Raw genomic sequence first — 16,842 nt, forward strand, 5'->3', positions numbered from 1 at the left:
GGCACCCGAAGGTGCGCTCGCGACATGCCCCGTGAATGTGCCGCAGGGAACATTCCGACAGCGTAGCGGGCGTCCGGGTGGCGCGGGACGTTATCGATCGCTTTCACTGGGCATTACTCCACCTGACCCGGGAGGCCCGGCGGCCGGAACGCCGGCCCGCCCATCCGAGGAGGGACACTTAGATGGGGGAGAAGGTCGTGGCAGGGCAGTTCGACCTGTCCGATCGCCAGCGCTATCGCGAAAAGCTCCAGAAGTGCTTGACGGGGCTGGAGCGGCTGCTGGCCGAGAAGCGATTCGACCGCCCCAGGAACCTCATGGGCGTCGAGATCGAATTGAATCTCGCCGGGCCTGACGGCATGCCGAAAATGTTGAACGGCCAAGTGCTCGAACGCATCGCGAGCCGTGACTTCCAGACGGAACTCGCGATGTTCAACCTGGAGGTGAACATAGCCCCGCACCGGCTCGGCGGCCGCGTCTTCGACCGCCTCGCCGAGGAGCTGCGGACCTCGCTCGCCTATGCGGACCGCAAGGCCGGGGAGGTCGACGCGGGCATCGTGATGACCGGCATCCTGCCCACGCTCGGCCGGGACGACCTGGTCTCCTCCAACCTCTCCGAGGTCGACCGCTACACCCTGCTCAACGACCAGATCGTGGCCGCGCGCGGGGAGGACTTCCGGCTCGACATCGAGGGCGTGGAGCATCTGGTCTGCACCGCCAAGTCCATCGTCCCGGAGGCCGCCTGCACCTCCGTGCAGCTGCACCTCCAGGTGACGCCGGGCCGGTTCGCGGACGTGTGGAACGCGGCGCAGGCGGCGAGCGCGGCGCAGATCGCCGTGGGCGCGAACTCGCCGTTCCTGTTCGGCCGCGAGCTGTGGCGGGAGTCGCGGCCACCGCTGTTCCTCCAGTCCACCGACACCCGGCCGCCCGAGCTCCAGGCACAGGGCGTACGGCCGCGGACCTGGTTCGGCGAGCGGTGGGTGTCCTCGGCGTACGAACTGTTCGAGGAGAACCTGCGCTACTTCCCGGCCCTGCTGCCGATCTGCGACGACGAGGAGCCACTGGAGGTCATCGCGGCGGGCGGCACCCCGAAACTCGCCGAACTGGTGCTGCACAACGGCACGATCTACCGCTGGAACCGGCCGGTGTACGGCATCGCGGACGGCGTACCGCATCTGCGGGTGGAGAACCGGGTCCTGCCGGCCGGGCCGACCATCACCGACGTCATCGCCAACGCGGCGTTCTACTACGGCCTGGTGCGCGCCTTCGCCGAGGAGTCCCGGCCGGTGTGGACCCGGCTGCCGTTCGACGCCGCCGAGGCCAACTTCGACGCGGCCTGCCGCTACGGCATCGACGCCCGCTTCGTCTGGCCCCGGCGCGGGCGGTACGGCGGCACGGGCGAGATCGACGCGGTCACCCTGGTCCGCGACGAACTGCTGCCGCTGGCCTCGGCGGGGCTGGACGCGTGGGGCGTCGAGGCGGCCGACCGCGATCTCTACCTCGGTGTCATCGACGAGCGCTGCCGGCGCCGGGTCAACGGCGCCTCCTGGCAGGCCGCGACCTTCCACCGTGCGCTGGAGGGCGGCCTGTCCCGGGAGGCCGCGCTGGCCGCGACGACTCGGCGGTACGCCGAGCTGATGCATGTGGGGGAGCCGGTGCACATGTGGCCGGTGGGGCTGCCGGAGGCGGTGCCGACGGGGTGAGCGGGCCGTTCGCGGCGCACGCGTGGCCGGCGGCGGTGCCGGGTGTCGGGCTCGGCGGCCCGGTGCGCGGTTCTCCCAGGTGCTTCTGCGATCCTTGCGGGCAATGCGCAAGGCGCTCGTGAGGTGTGGGAGGCAGGGGTGAAGGTGGCGGCCGGGTTGGGGGACGGGCTGGAGCTGGAGCAGCGGACGCGGCGGATCCTGCGCGACGAGACGATCCTCGTGCTCGCGCTGTCGCTGGGCGCGAGCGGGGTCTCCGCGCTGATCAGTTTCATCGGCTCGGTGACCAAGCCGGGCGGCCTGAAGGACCAGGCCGCCACCCTCAACGCCTCGGCCGCGCCGGGCCGCCCCTGGCTCGACCTCGCCTGGCAGCTGTTCGGCATCGCCACCGCGCTGGTCCCCGTCGCCCTGGTCGCCCACTTCCTGCTCCGCGAGGGCGGGAGCCTGCGCACCCTCGGCTTCGACCGCACCCGGCCCTGGCCCGACCTCGGCCGGGGCGCGGCGATCGCGGCGGTGATCGGCAGTACCGGCATCGCCTTCTACCTGGCCGCGCGGGGCCTCGGCTTCAACCTCACCGTGGTGCCCGAGGCGCTGCCCGGCGTGTGGTGGAAGTACCCGGTGCTGATCCTGTCCGCGGTGCAGAACGCGGTCCTCGAAGAGGTCATCGTCGTCGGCTATCTGCTGCGCAGGCTGGGCCAGTTGGGCTGGGCGCCGGGGACCGCGCTGGTGGCCGGCGCGGTCCTGCGCGGCTCGTACCACCTCTACCAGGGCGTCGGCGGTTTCCTCGGCAACCTGGCGATGGGCGTGGTGTTCGTCTGGCTCTACCGCCGCTGGGGCCGGGTCGGACCGCTGGTCGTCGCCCACTCGCTGCTCGACATCGGCGCGTTCGTCGGATACGCGCTCCTCGCGGGCAGGGTGGGCTGGCTGCCGACGGCCTGAGGCGGTCTCCGGTCACACGTCCGGGCCGGCGTGCAGCTCGCCCTCGACGACGGTGACCGCGCGGCCGGTGAGCAGGGTGCGTTCGCCACGCGCTCCGGTGCGCACCAGGCCGGTGCGGGGGGACGCCTGGAGGCCGGTGAGGTCGGCGCGGCCGAGGCGGGCGGACCAGTGCGGGGCGAGCGCGGTGTGGGCGCTGCCGGTGACGGGGTCCTCGTCGATGCCGACGTTCGGGAAGAAGCAGCGGGAGAGGTAGTCGTAGCCTCCCGCGGGGTCGTCGGCGCGGGCGGTGGCGATGATGCCGCGCGCGGAGTACACGGCGAGCGCCTTGTGGTCCGGGGCCAGGCCGCGCACGGTCTCCTCGTCCGCCAGCTCCACCAGCAGGTCACCGACGTCCGCCCCGGTGTCGAAGGCGGCGACCGGCTCCGCGCCCAGCGCCTCGGCGACCCCGTCCGGCACGTCGACGGGGGTGAGCGGCGCGGTCGGGAAGTCGAGGGTGATCGCGCCGTCCGCGGCGGGCGTGGCGACGAGCACGCCGCTGCGGGTGGCGAACCGCACCGGGCCCTCGTGCGCGCCGGTCGTGTGCAGCACATGTGCCGTGGCCAGCGTGGCGTGCCCGCACATCGCCACCTCGGTGACCGGCGTGAACCAGCGCAGCGCCCAGTCGGCGTCGCCGCCTGCGGGCAGCCGGTGCGCGAAGGCCGTCTCGGCGTGATTGACCTCCATGGCGATGTTCTGCATCCAGCCGTCGGCCGGGAAGCCGTCGCCGTCCAGGAGGAGCACGCCGGCGGGGTTGCCCGCGAAGGGCCGGTCGGTGAAGGCGTCCACGATTCGAATCCGCATCCCCCGAAGCTAGCGGCTCCACAGCCCTCCGGACCAAGGCCAATTCAGGAGTGCCGGCCCGCTTCACGCCGTCCGTCGCCACCGGGGTGCGAGCGGCGGGGCGCGGTCAGTCGCCGATGGCCGCCCGGTAGCCGGCGGCGTCGAGGAGCTTGTCCAGCTCGGACGTGTCCGACGGCCTGAGCTTGAAGATCCAGGCCTCGTACGGCCCCTCGTTGATGAGCTCCGGGCTGTCGGTCAGCTCCTCGTTCACCGCGATCACCTCGCCGCCGACCGGCGCGTAGAAGTCCGACGCGGCCTTCACCGACTCGACGACACCGGCGGGGTCACCGGCCGCGAAGACCTTGCCGACCTCCGTCAGCTCCACGAACACCACATCGCCGAGCGCGCGCTGGGCGTGATCGCTGAGCCCGGTCGTCACCGTGCCGTCCGCCTCCAGCCGAGCCCATTCGTGGCTCTCGGCGAACCGCAGGTCAGCAGGGATGTTTGGCATGCTCACTCCTCATCCGTCCCTTTTGCGTGGCCGACTCAGCATGCCCGACGCGGACGAGGTTCGAGCGGATTGACCTGTGACAGTGATCGTTGATCGATTGCCAGCGAAGGATGATCAACGCTAGTTTGTGCCATCGCAGGTTGATCATTCGGCGTACAGGTGGGCGGGGGACGTGGTGGGGGCATCTCTTGGCGTGTTCGAAGCGGCTGCCCTCACGTCCTTTGACCTGGCCTTTTCCGTCAATGGGGCGCTCGTACGTCGATCGCTTGGGTCTAGCTGGGATACGCCGTTCGAGGCTGTGGACCCGGTGCGGGAGTTCAGCTGGCACAAAGGCGGTCACGGGTTCGCCGGCTCGTACTACTCGGCGACGCTGCGGGATCACGTGGGCTACGAGTCGTGGCTGGAGCGGGACCGACTGATCTTGCTGGACCGTGATCCTCAGGTGGTTGCGATCGCCTCGCAGCCGTTCTGGCTGCACTGGCACGACGGCACACGCAAGCGCCGGCATGCCCCTGACTACTTCGTCCGGCTGTCCGACGGACGAGCCCGTGTCGTTGACGTCCGTGCTGCGGACGAGATGGACGGGGCGACGCGACAGGCGTTCGAGGCGACCGAGCATGCCTGCAGGGCCGTGGGATGGGAGTTCGAGCGGGTCGGGCGGCCCGAGCCGGTGTTCATGGCGAACATCCGCTGGCTGTCCCGATACCGGCGGGTCCGCTGCGGCCGACCGGTGGCGGTGAGGAATGGCCTCTTGGAGGTCTTCCGCGAACCGATGGGGCTATGGGAGGGCGCTGGGCTGGTCGGAGACCGGTTGCAGGTTCTGCCGGTGCTGTTCCATCTGTTGTGGTCCGGCGCTCTGAGGACCGATCTCGCGGGAGGACTGATGGAGAGCGACAGTCTCGTCTGGACGGAGGGAATCCGATGGGCAGCCTGAAGCGGCCGCCGGCCTTGGTAGTCGGCCAGAGGGTCCGGTTCGAGGGCCAGGTGAGGGGTGTTCTCGAGGTCACCGCACGGGCGGCGGTGCTGGAGGACGCCGAGGAACCGCACCGCGTTGTCGCTCTGATCGACCTGTTCGAGACCGCGGACTTCGAGGTCCTGTTCCAGCCCGAACGCATGCCTCTGCCTCAGTCCGGTCTGTTGGAGACCTTCGCACCCGAGGTGATGAAGCGGGCACTGTGGTGGGAAGGACACGTCCTTGAGGTTCTGCACGGCCTGCCGCCAGGCACCGATCCGGGCACACCACCGCGACCGGGCTACGGACCGGGCACATCGGTGACCTCGCGCCAGAAGGCCAAGGCGGCTGAACTCGCCGCCCTCGGCCATGAGATCAAGACCGGAGCGGTGGGCCTCCGGCGACGCCGTTACACGGAGGAAGGCCTGGTCGGCCTGGCTCGGCTGGTCGATCACCGCTCGATCCGCAAGCGCAAGGAGTTCGGTGACGTGCCCGACGCCGTCGTCGAGGCGATGCGGCAGGCGATCAAGGAGGGCGTCGAGACCTCGACACGCAACGGGGCCTACCTGATCTGGAGGACCGGGGAGATCATTCGGGAGAATGACGGGAACCTGGCTGAGTTGCCCTCGCGACGGACTCTCTACCGACTGGTGGCGAAGCTGACGGCAGGCACACATGCGACCGGGTCCGCCGTCACACGCAGGTCGAAGGCCCATGGGGCCGCGGCCCCGTTCGGTGAGTTGACGGTGTCGGCTCCGGGTGAAGTCATGCAGATCGACTCCACACCGCTGGACGTCATAGTCCGCCTCGACAACGGAGTGGTCGGCAAGGTCGAACTCACCGGCATGATCGACGTCGCCACCAGGACACTGGCCGCGGCGGTGCTCAGGCCCACGACGAAGTCCGTCGACGCCAGCGTGCTGCTGGCCCGCACGGTCACCCCGGAGCTGATGAGACCAGGCTGGGTCGACGCGCTGAAGATGTCCCGCTCGGTGCTGCCGCATGCCCGGATGCTGACCCTCGATGAGCGTCTGGAGCACGCGGCAGCCAAGCCGGTGATCGTCCCAGAGATGATCGTCTGCGATCACGGCAAGGTGTTCGTCTCGCGCAACTTCCGGGCCTCCTGCCGGTTCCTGGAGATCGACTTCCAGCCCACGCACAAGGGCTCGCCCTTCGAAAAGGGCCACATCGAGAAGATGCTCGGCTCCGTCGCCACGATGTTCGCCCAGTTCCTCCCCGGCTACACCGGCCGCAACACCGACCACCGTGGCCGTCATCCGGAGCGCGAGAACCTGTGGGCTCTGCCCGAACTGCAGGAACTATTGGACGAGTGGATCGTCGCCCACTGGCAGAACCGCCCTCACGAGGGGCTGCGAGACCCCGACCATCCGGGCCGGCTGTTCACGCCGAACCAGAAGTACGCCGCGCTGGTCGAGGCCTGCGGCTACGTCCCGGTCGCTCTCAGCGGCCAGGATTACGTCGAACTCCTCCCAGCGGCCTGGCGGGCCGTCAACTCCTACGGAATTCGGATCAATAACCGCACCTACGACGCCCCCGAGCTGGGGCCGATGCGACGGCGCGACTCAGGGGTCACCACCAAGCGTGGGCTCTGGGAAGTCCACCGTGACCCCTACGATGTCTCCCGCGTTTGGGTACGCAACCACCGCGGCGAAGGCGAGTGGATCCAGGCAACCTGGAAGTACTTGAACCGCGCGCCCGTTCCCTTCGGTGATCTCGCCTGGGACCACGTCAGCCACCAGCTGCCCAAGGCCACGGAGGAAGAACTCGCCGAGGCCGTCTCCGCCCTGCTGACCCGCGCCCACGCCGGCCCTGAACGGCCGGCGGCAAACAACCGGAAGGCCAAGCGGTCCAAGGCGGACCGTCGTGTCACGGCCCGGACCAAGGCCACTACACCGGCAGCAGCCATGCCTCCGCCGCGACCGGAGATGCACCCCTCGCCGGAGCCGCCGGCGGAGGACGAGGAAACGATGGCCGAAGTGATCCCGCTGGGCATCTTCGACCCGCTTGAGGACCCCTGGAGACGTTCGTGAGCACGCCACTGGCAGACCAGCCGGAAGACGAGTTCGGCCGCTATCTGACAGCCCTGCCCGGCTGGCGCAAGTTCATCACGGAGGCGATCAGCGAGCCGATGGCCATGGTGACGCAGGACGAGTACGACGCCCTGACCAAAGAGGACAGGTATCAGTACGACGAGGACCGGCTCGACCACCATGCCCGCCTGCAGGTGGTCGCCACCTCAACCGTCCGGCACACCGTCACCTGCGGACGCCGCCTGGTCATCCTCAACCGGGGCGCCATCAGCGCCCGTCGGGGCCTCATCGTCACCGGCCCGGCCAACACCGGCAAGACGATCGCCCTGACTCAGCTCGGGCTGGCGCACGAGCTGCAGGACCGCCGCCGGCACCCTGGCCAGGACGAGCGCATACCGGTCATCTACATCACCGTCCCGCCCGCCGCGACACCCCGCATGATCGCGGCTGAGTTCGCGCGTTTCCTCGGGCTCCCGGTCCTGAGAAGCTCCAACATCACCGACCTCACCGAAGCCGTGGTCGGAGTCTGCACCAAGGCCCGCACCGGTCTCGTCCTGGTCGATGAGATCCACAACACCTCACTGCACACCCGCACGGGAGCCGAGGCGTCCGACACACTCAAGTACTTCTCCGAGCGCATCCCCGCGACGTTCGCCTACGCCGGCATCGACATCGAAGGCAGCGGCCTGCTGTCCGGTACCCGCGGCGACCAGATCGCCGCCCGCTTCACCTCGGTGGCCACCCACCCCTTCCCGTACAACAAGGAATGGAAGGGCCTGGTCGCGCAGATGGAGGCGAACCTGCTGCTGCACGAGCACACACGTGGCACCCTGACTCGCTTGGACCGCTTCCTGCACACCCGAACAGGCGGCATGATCGGCACCCTTTCCCATCAACTCCGCGGAGCTGCCGTGGATGCCATCCTCACCGGCGCTGAGAAGATCACCAAGCCCGGCCTGCTGGCGGTCGACCTGGACATCGCCTCCCGTGGCAGGCACCCCGGCGGCCTCTCGGACGCGGACAAGTGACCCACCCCACCGTGGACAGCGAGCCGATCACCAAGCTTCCCTTCCAGGTCCGGCCGATTGCCGGTGAAGGCTGCTACCCCTTCGTCGCCCGCCTTGCCCGCGCCAACTGCCTTCCGCCCGCCTACCTGCGGCGCTTCCTCGCAGGACCGCCCAGATATCAGGGCCGTCCAACTTGGGCACGGATCGCCGCCGTCACCGGCCGTGACCCCGAACAGCTACGGAAGACGCTTGACACCGTCAAGTGCAAGAGATGCGGCTCCGACTTCGCGGTCACCCGCACGTTCGGCGTCATGCCCGTTTACTGCTCGACTCGATGCCGCGTCCCTCAGAAGCATCCAGTCGTGGAACCCTGCCGAATCTGCCGGCAGCCGATGAAGATCCAGTTCGGTCAACGTCACCGGCTCTGTTCCTCTGCCTGCCGCAGAGTGGCCTACATCGAACGTCGTTCCCGCGAAGAGGACGCGGCTGACCAGCAGCCATTCCGCGATTGCGCCGCTTGCGAAGGTCCCATGCCGCCAGCCCCTCAAATCGCCAAGCGTACCTGCTCGGAGACATGCGAACTGCAGGTCTCCCGCTGGGACCTGCTGATCGAGAGGGACGGGCTTCCCTTGCCTTCCAGGACATGCGTGTTCTGCGGCATACCGATAGAAGCGAAGTCGCTAGCCGATCCCCCTCGCCGCTGGTGCAGCCGCCGTTGCCGAACATGGTCGTCTGGGGGTACTGACCCATCCATCTTCTTTGGGCCGGTGTCGTGCGGCCAGTGCCAGAAACCCATTGACCGCCGCAAGGACGGCTGGACTCGGCGATGGTGCTCGCGCAAGTGCTACCGGTTGTCCCGCGGCTGGCCTGAGCAGCCGCGACGAAGTTAGGCCGTGCTCTGAACGTGGCCGGATGACCTCGCTTCCCGCGGACCTGAGCGGCCGGTACGTCGTCCGTGAAGTCGCCAGCCGCGCGCCGGGGCCAGGTCGGCGGACGGGTCAGCCAACAGGGCGCTCTGTCGAGCCTGCTTCACCACGGCCCCTTCGTAGGCGCCGAGGAAGTCCGCGTGGCGCAAGCTTCTTGATCGCTGGAGCGAGCATCTGAAGGACACCGGCTAGCGGGGCGAGCGAAATGACATCTCCCACACGATCACGCGACGGACAGTTACGCGGCGACCCTGGAGTGTGATACGGGTAGGGATCTTCACGTCTGTTGGCGGAGTGGACGTGGAAAAGAACGCGCCCTCATACGGGGCGGGAGCGGGGGACGTTGATGGTCGATGCGTCGGGCGGAGCCACCAGGGCCGAGCGCCCTGCAACTGCCACGGGTCCGGACGGTTCGACGCACGCGATCTTCAGGCTCGCCCCGGGCGAAGACAGCGGCTCGGATACGTTGGGCCGCTACCGCTACCAAGCGGAAGTAGCCGCGCGGGACTGTCTGGCCATGCTCACGCAAGACGCGATCGACTTCATCGTCTGTGAATGGCACGAAGACTTCGTGGTGGCATTCACCGACGGCTCCGTGGAACTCGTATCGGTCAAGCACCGCGAAGAGAACCAAGGCACCTGGACACTCGTCAAGTTGTGCAAGAGCGGCGGTCTTACCCATCTCTTCGACCGCTGGTGCGCCTGCGAGTGCGCCGCGAACGTGCGGCTCCGGCTGGCCACCAACGCGGCCATGAGCCCAGCCAAGGACAATGCCGACCGCCTGACTCGGATGTGCGGGCCGGGGCCTGAAATCACCGACGGCCTGTCGGCCATGGTCGACACGATCGCCCGCCAGATGTTGAAGGTGCGCTGGGAAGAGCCCTATGACAACGTCCCTGAAACGCCCAAAGTGCCACTCGCAGACATCCAGATTCCGGCAGGCTTCGCGGACAAGGTCAGACAATTCCTCACGGTCCTAGAGATCTCGTGTGATCCGCCGCAGCGCGCGTACATCACCGACGTCAACATTCAGAGTCTTCTGGTACCCGCCGTCGAGCAACTGCAGCTGGCGCACGTCGACACGGAGGCCACCTACCGGAACATCGTGGACCGGATCGAGAGCGCCAACCGCGATGAGAGCGACCGCGGCCAACTTGCCGCCTACATCGCCGATCCGAGCCGCGTCCGCTACAGCACGCAGATGCAGCAGCGCATTGGGCGCCGGAGCATCACCCGCGACGTCCTCCGTGCAGAGATAGCGTACGCATCGGCCCAACTAGCCACGTTCCCACGGGGCCAGGTCCCCCTGGTGGCACCGGGGGGCGCCAAGCTCAACCGCAAGCTGCTGCGCGGCCTGGTCCCCTCGGATGAAGCGGCGTTCGCGGAGCGGCTCCGCTCAGCGTGGTACGCCACATGGTCCGAGCGGCGCTCCGGCCTGGCCGGAGATGACACCGATCTGCTGAACTTGTCCACGGACGTACTGGAAGTCGTCTTCGAGTGCAAGCGCCACGCCCGCTCACAGATCCAGGACGGCAGCGCGTACGGCAGCACCATGAATGACCTGCTCACCCAGCGACTCAAAGTCGACGGGCTGTCCACGCCGCCGCCATTCCTGGTGAAAAACCAGCATCTGCTGGGGCTGGCCTACCAGCTGTGCGACGAATGCCTCTTCTACTTCTCCGAGAACTTCGATGCGGACGGTGAAGCGTCATGACGCCGAGCGCCGACTTCGAGGCTGCGGCAGTCCGCATGCGCACCCGGCAGCGGCAGGCCGAGCAGCGCGAGAGCCAGTATCACGAAGCGCGAGTTCTCCTGCTCATTGCGCAGTTCACCACCGCCAAGAGCTGCCTCGCGGGTCTGACTAAGCTCGCCAAGCTCGACTTTCTGCTGCGCTACCCGGCCATGCTGGAGCGTCTCTTGCCAGCCGGTCAGGCCTCCTGGCCCGAAGGAACCGCCCCGTCCCCGGAGGAGCGTCTGGCGGTGGAGAGCCGGATGACCCGCTACAAGTACGGGCCCTGGGACCAGCGCTACTACAGCATCCTGGGCTCCCTCGCCGCCCGCGGCCTGATCACCTACGGTGACACGGCCCGAGCCGAATTCCGCGTCACCGAGCAAGGCGCCACTGCCGCTGCCGCCCTGGCCGCCACGCCGGAATGGGCAGTAGTCGCCAGCCGGATCAAGCTACTCAAGAAGCATTTCAACAAAACAGGATCGGCTTTGAAGAACCTCATCTACGACCGCCTGCCCGACGCGGTGGACCGACCCTGGCGGACGGAGATCTGACATGGCCGTCGACCTGCGCATCCTCTCCCTGACGGTCACCACCGCCGAGACGGAGAAGACCTACCGCTTCAACCGCCCGGCCACCGTGATCACCGGCCCCATCGGGACCGGCAAGTCCAGCCTGCTGATGCTCTTCAAGCACGCCCTCGGCGGCACCGCCATGCTCACCCCGGCCGTCCGCGACCACGTCCTGTCCGTCCAGGCCGAGGTCGTGGCCGGCACCGAACGCATCGTCCTGCGACGCACCATCGGGGGTGACACCGTCGACACCGTCGACCTCCTTGACCCGCACTCCCTCGCCCTTGAGCGCACCCTGCCCCTGCGCAACACGGAGAGCGGTGGAACAACGCTCTCCGACCACCTGCTGGACGCTCTTGGCTTTCCCCGCGTACAGATCGCTGCGCGCCGTGAGGGAGTATCGCGGCAGCAGAACCTCACCTTCAACGACCTGTACACCTACGTCTATCTCCAGGCGCGCGAGATCGACCGCCAGGTCGTCGGCCACCTGGACTCCTGGTTCGAGCCCAAGCGCAAAGAGCTCTTCCGGTTGATGTTCGCGCTGACCGACAGCGTGCTGCTGGAGCTCAAGCGCACCGCGGGCCAGCTCACGGACAGGCTGAAGGCCCGAACCGCCGAGCACGACAACGTCGGCCAGTTCCTGGCCGCCTCCGATCCCCGCAGCGACGACGAGCTGCGGGCCGAGCTCGCGCAGCTGCGCGACACTCTGGGACGGGCCAAGTCCGCGCTGGCGAGTCTCCGCACCGAACTGGAGGAACAGACGGCCGCCGACAGCGCACTGCGGGAGGAACTGCAGGCCGCGATCCACGCCGCACGGCAGGCCGGGGAGGAAGTCTCCGCGGCCGCCGACCTCGTAGAGGCACGACGTGCGGTGGTCGCCCAAGTCCAGCTCGACCTATCCCGTCTCGCACGGTCGGCCACCGCCATCGACCAGCTGTCCCCGTTCGAATTCGTCGTCTGTCCGCGCTGTATGCAGTCCCTGACCACACGGACCGTGGCAGATGACCACTGCATCGTCTGCCTCCAGCCCGATCCCGCCGAGGCCGACGTCGACCCGGCGGCCATCGAAGAAACACGCACTGCCCTGCAGCAACAACTTGAGGACGCGCGGCACATCGAGCAGTCGGACGAGGCGCACCTGCAAGCCTCACGGCAGCGGTCGCAGCAGCTGAACTTCGCTGTTACCAGCTTGCGTCGGCAGCTTGACGCCCAGACCCGCGATGCGGTCGCTCCACGCTTCGACGCAATTACCGATGCGAGCACGCGCGTTGCCACGCTCAAAGCCAGTATCGACGCCATCACCCAGCTGCGGGATTCCTGGGCCCGGGTACGCGCCATCGACAAGGACATCCGCGACATCAGAGCGGAGCGGCGGCAGGTCAACAAGGACATCAAGGAAAAGTCGGAGCAGCTCAAGGCCAGCCAGACATTGCTCGGTGACCTCAGCACCGAATTCGGGCAACTGCTCACCAGCTGGAACCTGCCGTGGGTCGACACGGCCGTCATCGACCGCGACACCTACCTGCCCGTGGTCAACGGACAACCCTTCGAGAGCTTGCAGGCCTCCGGCGGCGGCATCGCCACCTCCGTCAGCCTCGCCTACAGCCTGACTCTTCTTGCCTTCGGTCTCGACCACGCCGACGTTCTCGTGCCATCCCTCCTTGTTATCGACTCGCCCCGCAAGGCCTTCGGCAACAACGACTCCGACCGGCAACGCGCTACAGATATCTACAGCCGCTTTCGGACGATGGCCGACGCATACGGTGAGCGCCTTCAACTGATCATCGCCGACAACGACCCTCCGCCAATCACCAGCGACTCTTTCGGCAAGGTGGAGTTCGACTACGAGAACCCCATGGTGCCCGGCGTCGATCATCCGGGCCCCGATCGTGTGACCCGCATCGAAAACCAGACGCTGGACTGACTCCGCGTCCAAGGCTCGGCCCGGCACCGGGCACAGACACCCAGCCGAGCGAACGGACGTGCGGCGCCGAAGAGACCGGTATCGGTGGGCGGGTGCGGGCGGCGGCAGACGCACCGGCGATCCCACTGCCGGCTCGGCAACACCTGATGGATACTTCCGGCATGGACACGGGCACCCCCGGCGAGTCGGCCAAACCAGGCGACGTACTCCGGGCGCGCTACCGCCGCCGCTTGCCCGAACGACTCACAGCCTGACAGGCCCCCACCCGTGGGTGGTGGCGCTTTCCCTGTAGGTGCCCTGGTCTGGCCCGACCGGAAACAGCAGGAGAAGGTGCTCAGGTCCGGCGTGGCAGTCTCGCCTGCGGCCAATCCGCTTCTAGAAGGAGGTCGAGCTTCTCGGCGTACGCGAAGAGCAGCCTCGCATCCTCCTCGAGGTCCTCAAGGGTGCAGACGATGTTGGCGCCATCCTGTTTCCTGAAGAAGCGGGAGCGCATGACGCCCACGCCGTCCCAGTTCCACCAAGAAGCGTGAACGGCATCGTCGCGGCGGCGCTTGAGCTCGTTGACCTCGCCCCACTGAAGAACCTCGGCGAGTGCGGTGGCCTGTGGAATGCTCCTGCGGGATTGCGCCACCAGCAGTTTGTGAAGGTCGGACCATGTTTTGTCGACGAGCGAGAAGCCGCCCTGCTCGTCTCTCAGTAGCAGTATGAGCCGCTTCATGGCCGCCTCGACATGGCCGCCGGCGACCACGATGGCGCCGATCAGCCCGTAGAGGCGTTCACGGTAAGCGAGGTCGGCTTCGTCCGGCCCTCCGTGGCGCCCGACCCTGAAGGTGGAGATGTCCACGCTCGACCGGGCTCTGGGAGTGGTGATGTCCAGGTCGAAAGACGGTCCACCGTCCAGCTGGGTGCTCATCCGGTAATAGAAGGAGTGCCCGGGCGGGGGCCATTCGTCTGACATACCTGGATCCTGTCGGTTCTGGCTCTCCGGAGCCACCGCTTTCTGCGCCGCCGCAAGGGCCAGCCCGCGCCTCGCCGAGTCCAAGTGATCGGCTTCTGAAGCACGGCCTAGCAGGCGTTCGACCACGGTCCCAGACGGTCGCCGAGGCGATCAACCTTCACCGAGAGAGGTCAAACACGCAGCGGTCAGCCTGAGCTGACACAAAATGCCATGTGGTCACTCATCGCAGGCACAAACGAACTTTGATCAATCCTTTCTGGCAGTCGATCAACGTTCGCTGTCACAGGTCACGGATTTCGCGAGGAGGGCTTGGCAAGCCGATCGGTTCCGATATATCGTTGACGCATCGCGAACGATACGCGATGCAGACGCAATAGATCAGCGATGGAATGGAGTGATCACCATGCGTGGACATGGATTCGAGCGGCACGAGGGTCGCGGCCGGCGTGGCGGGGGCATGGGCGGGTTCGAGACGCGGCGGGCCGCGTTCGGGCCGTTCGGGCCCGGCGGGCCGGGGGGTGGTCCGGGCGGACCCGGGTTCGGGCCCGGTGGGCCCGGGTTCGGCGGGCCCGGTTTTGGTCCGGGCTTCGGACCCTGGGGGCACCGGGGGCGGGGCGGTCCCCGGGGGCGGGCGCGGCGCGGTGACGTGCGGGCGTCGATCCTGGCCCTGCTGAAGGAGCGGCCCATGCACGGCTACGAGATGATCCAGGAGATCGCCGAACGCAGCGGCGGCGCCTGGAAGCCCAGCCCCGGCTCGGTCTACCCGACCCTCCAGATGCTGGAGGACGAGGGCCTGATCGCCAGCGAGAGCGAGGGCGGCAAGAAGCTGTTCTCCCTCACCGACAGCGGCCGCACCGCTGCCGAGGAGGGTCCGGAGGCGCCCTGGGAGGAGGCCTCGCGCGGGGTCGACTGGGAGGCACTGGGCGAGATCCGGCAGGCCGGCATGGGGCTGATGGAAGCCTTCGGCCAGGTCTGGAAGACCGGCACCAAGGAGCAGCGCGAGAAGGCGCTGGCCGTCGTCAACGAGGCCCGCAAGAAGCTGTACCTCATCCTCGCCGACGAGGGCTGAGCCGTCGTACGAGGGTCTCGGCCCTCGGAGAACTCGGAGAAGAAGAGGACGGGAACCGGGTGCCCCGCGGAGCGCTTCCGCGGGGCACCCTCCGTGTCTCCGCCGTCCGCCCGCCCGCTCGCCCGTCTCAGCCGACCAACCCCTCCAGCTTGCGCAGCGATTCGGTCAGGGCCGTCGTCGCCGAGTCCTTGAGCCGGGCCGCCGTCAGCGACACCGCGGCGCCGGTGAACTCGCCGTCGACGCGAAGACGCGTGGCGTTTCCGTCCGGGATGAGCGTGTAGCGGGTGGCGACGGTGACCGCCATCGGGCCCTTGCCGCGGATCGCGAACACCCGGGCCGGTTCCAGCTCCTCGATCGTCCAGTCGACCTCGGCCGGGAACCCCATCAGCTTCATGTTCTCCCGGAACGTGCCCCCTACGGCGAGCGATTGCGGACCGCCCGCGGGGAAGCCGGTGTGGGTGGCGTTCCACTCCCCGTACGACGACCAGTCCGTGAGCTGCGCCCACACCTTGTCGGCCGGCGCCTCGATGCGTGCCTCCGCGCTGACTTCGGCCATGCGACCACCCCTTCGGTTCGGGCGAATCCGGCTACGGTGTCGCGGAACGTAACCGCAGGGCCGTGAACATTCAATACTGATGAACCGTCAGGATGCGGGGAGAGCGCGAGCCTCGTCAGCCGATGTGCCGGAACTCCGCCGCGTCGAACAGGTCCCCGGCGCGCGGCAGGGCGCTCTCGTCATGGCAGTGCCACGCCTGCCAGAACAGGTCGGCGAGCAGCGCGTCCCGGGGTGCGTAGACCCGGTACACGTACTCCTTGCCGTCGATCGCCGGCAGTGCGACGAGCCAGCACCCGCCCCTGCCCTCCATGTTCTGAGTGACGTACGACGGCGTACGGCGGTTGCGCGGGTGGTGGCGCGCAAACCGGCGCGCGCCCCCGAGGTGGATCGGCCGAAATCTCCTCCCCAAGGATGAGATCGCCGACGGCGATGTCCACTCTGCGTGGGACGCCCAAATGGTTCCGCTCGAGGATGACTCGGCCCGTTGTGGCTGATGGGGTGGGGTTGTGCACTCCCGTACCGCCCGTCCGCCCGCCCCCGACGCCCAGGGGGCGCAGTCGCACCAGGACGCCGCGGGGCTCGGTGTCGAGCTCGCGACGGTGGTCGCCGGTGCCCGCCGCCGGGCCGTACGGGACGGCGACCGGCAGATCGACACCGCCCATCTGCTGCACTCGCTCCTCGAACAGGACCCCGAGGTGCGCTCCGTCGTCGGTGGGCCGCCCCAACTCGCCCGGCTCCTCGGCTACCTGGTGCAGCGCAGCATCGGCTACGGCCTGCGCTGGCAGGGCAGCGTGGAGGACTCGGGCGCGATTCCCGTCGTACCCCGGCCCGCCACGGGCGACGCGGGGGACTGGTCCCCGGCGGCGGCCGCCGCCCTGCACCGGGCCCGGGAGCGGGCGCGGCGGAGCGGCGGGTACGCGGCCGACGTGCCCGAGCTGTTCGCCGCGCTCGTCGCCGACCCGGACTGCCGGGCCGTCGAGGTACTCGAACGCGCGGGCATCGACGCGCACGAGCTGTCCGGCCGTATCTCCGCGCTGATCACCGACCGGAGCGCCGAGCGGGCTTTCGGCCCGGGTGGCACCCCGATCGAGGACGGTCCGGGGGAGTTCGCGCAGGGCGCGGCCTTCTGAGG

Annotated in this window: 15 protein-coding genes; 10 read left to right on the forward strand and 5 right to left on the reverse strand. The window is 68.4% G+C overall.

The window, feature by feature from the left end; all coding sequences use genetic code 11:
* The first annotated feature begins 182 nt into the window (after window positions 1–182).
* Together QHG49_RS29440 and QHG49_RS29445 are read left to right on the forward strand one after the other, a co-directional pair.
* A complete protein-coding gene (locus QHG49_RS29440) occupies window positions 183–1,700 on the forward strand; it encodes a glutamate--cysteine ligase (RefSeq protein ID WP_301491862.1) in 1,518 nt (505 codons plus the stop codon).
* Window positions 1,701–1,838: 138 nt separating this feature from the next.
* On the forward strand, window positions 1,839–2,636 hold the full coding sequence (locus QHG49_RS29445) for a CPBP family intramembrane glutamic endopeptidase (RefSeq protein WP_145486211.1): 798 nt from the start codon (window positions 1,839–1,841) through the stop codon (window positions 2,634–2,636).
* Between the two features lie 12 nt (window positions 2,637–2,648).
* Here QHG49_RS29445 and QHG49_RS29450 read toward each other — a convergent pair whose 3' ends face one another.
* Together QHG49_RS29450 and gcvH are read right to left on the reverse strand one after the other, a co-directional pair.
* The gene (locus QHG49_RS29450) at window positions 2,649–3,476 is read right to left on the reverse strand and encodes a PhzF family phenazine biosynthesis protein (protein WP_301491863.1); all 828 of its coding nucleotides are present in this window, start codon (window positions 3,474–3,476) and stop codon (window positions 2,649–2,651) included.
* Window positions 3,477–3,582: 106 nt separating this feature from the next.
* Window positions 3,583–3,966 carry a glycine cleavage system protein GcvH gene (gene gcvH, locus QHG49_RS29455; RefSeq protein WP_159699419.1) on the reverse strand — a complete coding sequence of 128 codons (384 nt, stop codon included), beginning with the start codon at window positions 3,964–3,966 and terminating at the stop codon, window positions 3,583–3,585.
* A gap of 193 nt (window positions 3,967–4,159) precedes the next feature.
* Between gcvH and QHG49_RS29460 the strand changes: the two genes are divergently transcribed.
* The 6 genes from QHG49_RS29460 (at window position 4,160) to QHG49_RS29485 (ending at window position 13,127) form a co-directional block, all read left to right on the forward strand.
* Window positions 4,160–4,900: a TnsA-like heteromeric transposase endonuclease subunit gene (locus tag QHG49_RS29460; RefSeq protein WP_301491865.1), complete on the forward strand. Its 741-nt coding sequence runs from the start codon at window positions 4,160–4,162 to the stop codon at window positions 4,898–4,900.
* A complete protein-coding gene (locus tag QHG49_RS29465) occupies window positions 4,888–6,969 on the forward strand; it encodes a Mu transposase C-terminal domain-containing protein (protein WP_301491866.1) in 2,082 nt (693 codons plus the stop codon). Before QHG49_RS29460 ends, QHG49_RS29465 begins: the two co-directional genes overlap by 13 nt.
* A complete protein-coding gene (locus tag QHG49_RS29470; RefSeq protein WP_301491867.1) occupies window positions 6,966–7,997 on the forward strand; it encodes an ATP-binding protein in 1,032 nt (343 codons plus the stop codon). The genes QHG49_RS29465 and QHG49_RS29470 overlap by 4 nt, the downstream gene beginning before the upstream one ends.
* A 1,251-nt stretch (window positions 7,998–9,248) precedes the next feature.
* Entirely contained in the window at window positions 9,249–10,616 is a 1,368-nt protein-coding gene (locus QHG49_RS29475) for a dsDNA nuclease domain-containing protein (protein WP_301491869.1), read from the forward strand.
* Entirely contained in the window at window positions 10,613–11,185 is a 573-nt protein-coding gene (locus tag QHG49_RS29480; RefSeq protein WP_301491870.1) for a hypothetical protein, read from the forward strand. The genes QHG49_RS29475 and QHG49_RS29480 overlap by 4 nt, the downstream gene beginning before the upstream one ends.
* Window position 11,186: 1 nt before the next feature.
* Entirely contained in the window at window positions 11,187–13,127 is a 1,941-nt protein-coding gene (locus QHG49_RS29485) for an AAA family ATPase (protein ID WP_301491871.1), read from the forward strand.
* Between the two features lie 334 nt (window positions 13,128–13,461).
* On the opposite strand, the gene QHG49_RS29490 is transcribed toward QHG49_RS29485, so the two are convergent.
* Entirely contained in the window at window positions 13,462–14,040 is a 579-nt protein-coding gene (locus QHG49_RS29490; protein ID WP_301491873.1) for a hypothetical protein, read from the reverse strand.
* Window positions 14,041–14,488: 448 nt separating this feature from the next.
* On the opposite strand from QHG49_RS29490, the gene QHG49_RS29495 reads away from it, so the two are divergent.
* Window positions 14,489–15,154 (forward strand): PadR family transcriptional regulator, encoded by a 666-nt coding sequence (locus QHG49_RS29495; RefSeq protein ID WP_301491875.1) that lies wholly within the window; start codon window positions 14,489–14,491, stop codon window positions 15,152–15,154.
* Between the two features lie 127 nt (window positions 15,155–15,281).
* Here QHG49_RS29495 and QHG49_RS29500 read toward each other — a convergent pair whose 3' ends face one another.
* Window positions 15,282–15,710: an SRPBCC family protein gene (locus QHG49_RS29500; protein ID WP_301491877.1), complete on the reverse strand. Its 429-nt coding sequence runs from the start codon at window positions 15,708–15,710 to the stop codon at window positions 15,282–15,284.
* Between the two features lie 115 nt (window positions 15,711–15,825).
* Complete coding sequence (locus QHG49_RS29505) at window positions 15,826–16,020, reverse strand: hypothetical protein (RefSeq protein WP_145486206.1); 195 nt, start codon at window positions 16,018–16,020, stop codon at window positions 15,826–15,828.
* 196 nt (window positions 16,021–16,216) lie between these two features.
* On the opposite strand from QHG49_RS29505, the gene QHG49_RS29510 reads away from it, so the two are divergent.
* A complete protein-coding gene (locus QHG49_RS29510) occupies window positions 16,217–16,840 on the forward strand; it encodes a Clp protease N-terminal domain-containing protein (protein ID WP_244320236.1) in 624 nt (207 codons plus the stop codon).
* The last annotated feature ends 2 nt before the right edge of the window (window positions 16,841–16,842 follow it).

It is taken from the genome of Streptomyces sp. WP-1, from assembly GCF_030450125.1.
Classification (GTDB): domain Bacteria; phylum Actinomycetota; class Actinomycetes; order Streptomycetales; family Streptomycetaceae; genus Streptomyces; species Streptomyces incarnatus.

Excerpts from the sequence above, each read along its gene's own strand:
- QHG49_RS29500 (WP_301491877.1), bottom strand. The coding sequence starts at position 15,710 with ATGGCCGAAGTCAGCGCGGAGGCACGCATCGAGGCGCCGGCCGACAAG.
- QHG49_RS29450 (WP_301491863.1), bottom strand. The coding sequence starts at position 3,476 with ATGCGGATTCGAATCGTGGACGCCTTCACCGACCGGCCCTTCGCGGGC.
- QHG49_RS29480 (WP_301491870.1), top strand. The coding sequence starts at position 10,613 with ATGACGCCGAGCGCCGACTTCGAGGCTGCGGCAGTCCGCATGCGCACC.
- QHG49_RS29505 (WP_145486206.1), bottom strand. The coding sequence starts at position 16,020 with ATGGAGGGCAGGGGCGGGTGCTGGCTCGTCGCACTGCCGGCGATCGAC.
- gcvH (WP_159699419.1), bottom strand. The coding sequence starts at position 3,966 with ATGCCAAACATCCCTGCTGACCTGCGGTTCGCCGAGAGCCACGAATGG.
- QHG49_RS29475 (WP_301491869.1), top strand. The coding sequence starts at position 9,249 with ATGGTCGATGCGTCGGGCGGAGCCACCAGGGCCGAGCGCCCTGCAACT.
- QHG49_RS29485 (WP_301491871.1), top strand. The coding sequence starts at position 11,187 with ATGGCCGTCGACCTGCGCATCCTCTCCCTGACGGTCACCACCGCCGAG.
- QHG49_RS29440 (WP_301491862.1), top strand. The coding sequence starts at position 183 with ATGGGGGAGAAGGTCGTGGCAGGGCAGTTCGACCTGTCCGATCGCCAG.
- QHG49_RS29495 (WP_301491875.1), top strand. The coding sequence starts at position 14,489 with ATGCGTGGACATGGATTCGAGCGGCACGAGGGTCGCGGCCGGCGTGGC.
- QHG49_RS29490 (WP_301491873.1), bottom strand. The coding sequence starts at position 14,040 with ATGAGCACCCAGCTGGACGGTGGACCGTCTTTCGACCTGGACATCACC.
- QHG49_RS29465 (WP_301491866.1), top strand. The coding sequence starts at position 4,888 with ATGGGCAGCCTGAAGCGGCCGCCGGCCTTGGTAGTCGGCCAGAGGGTC.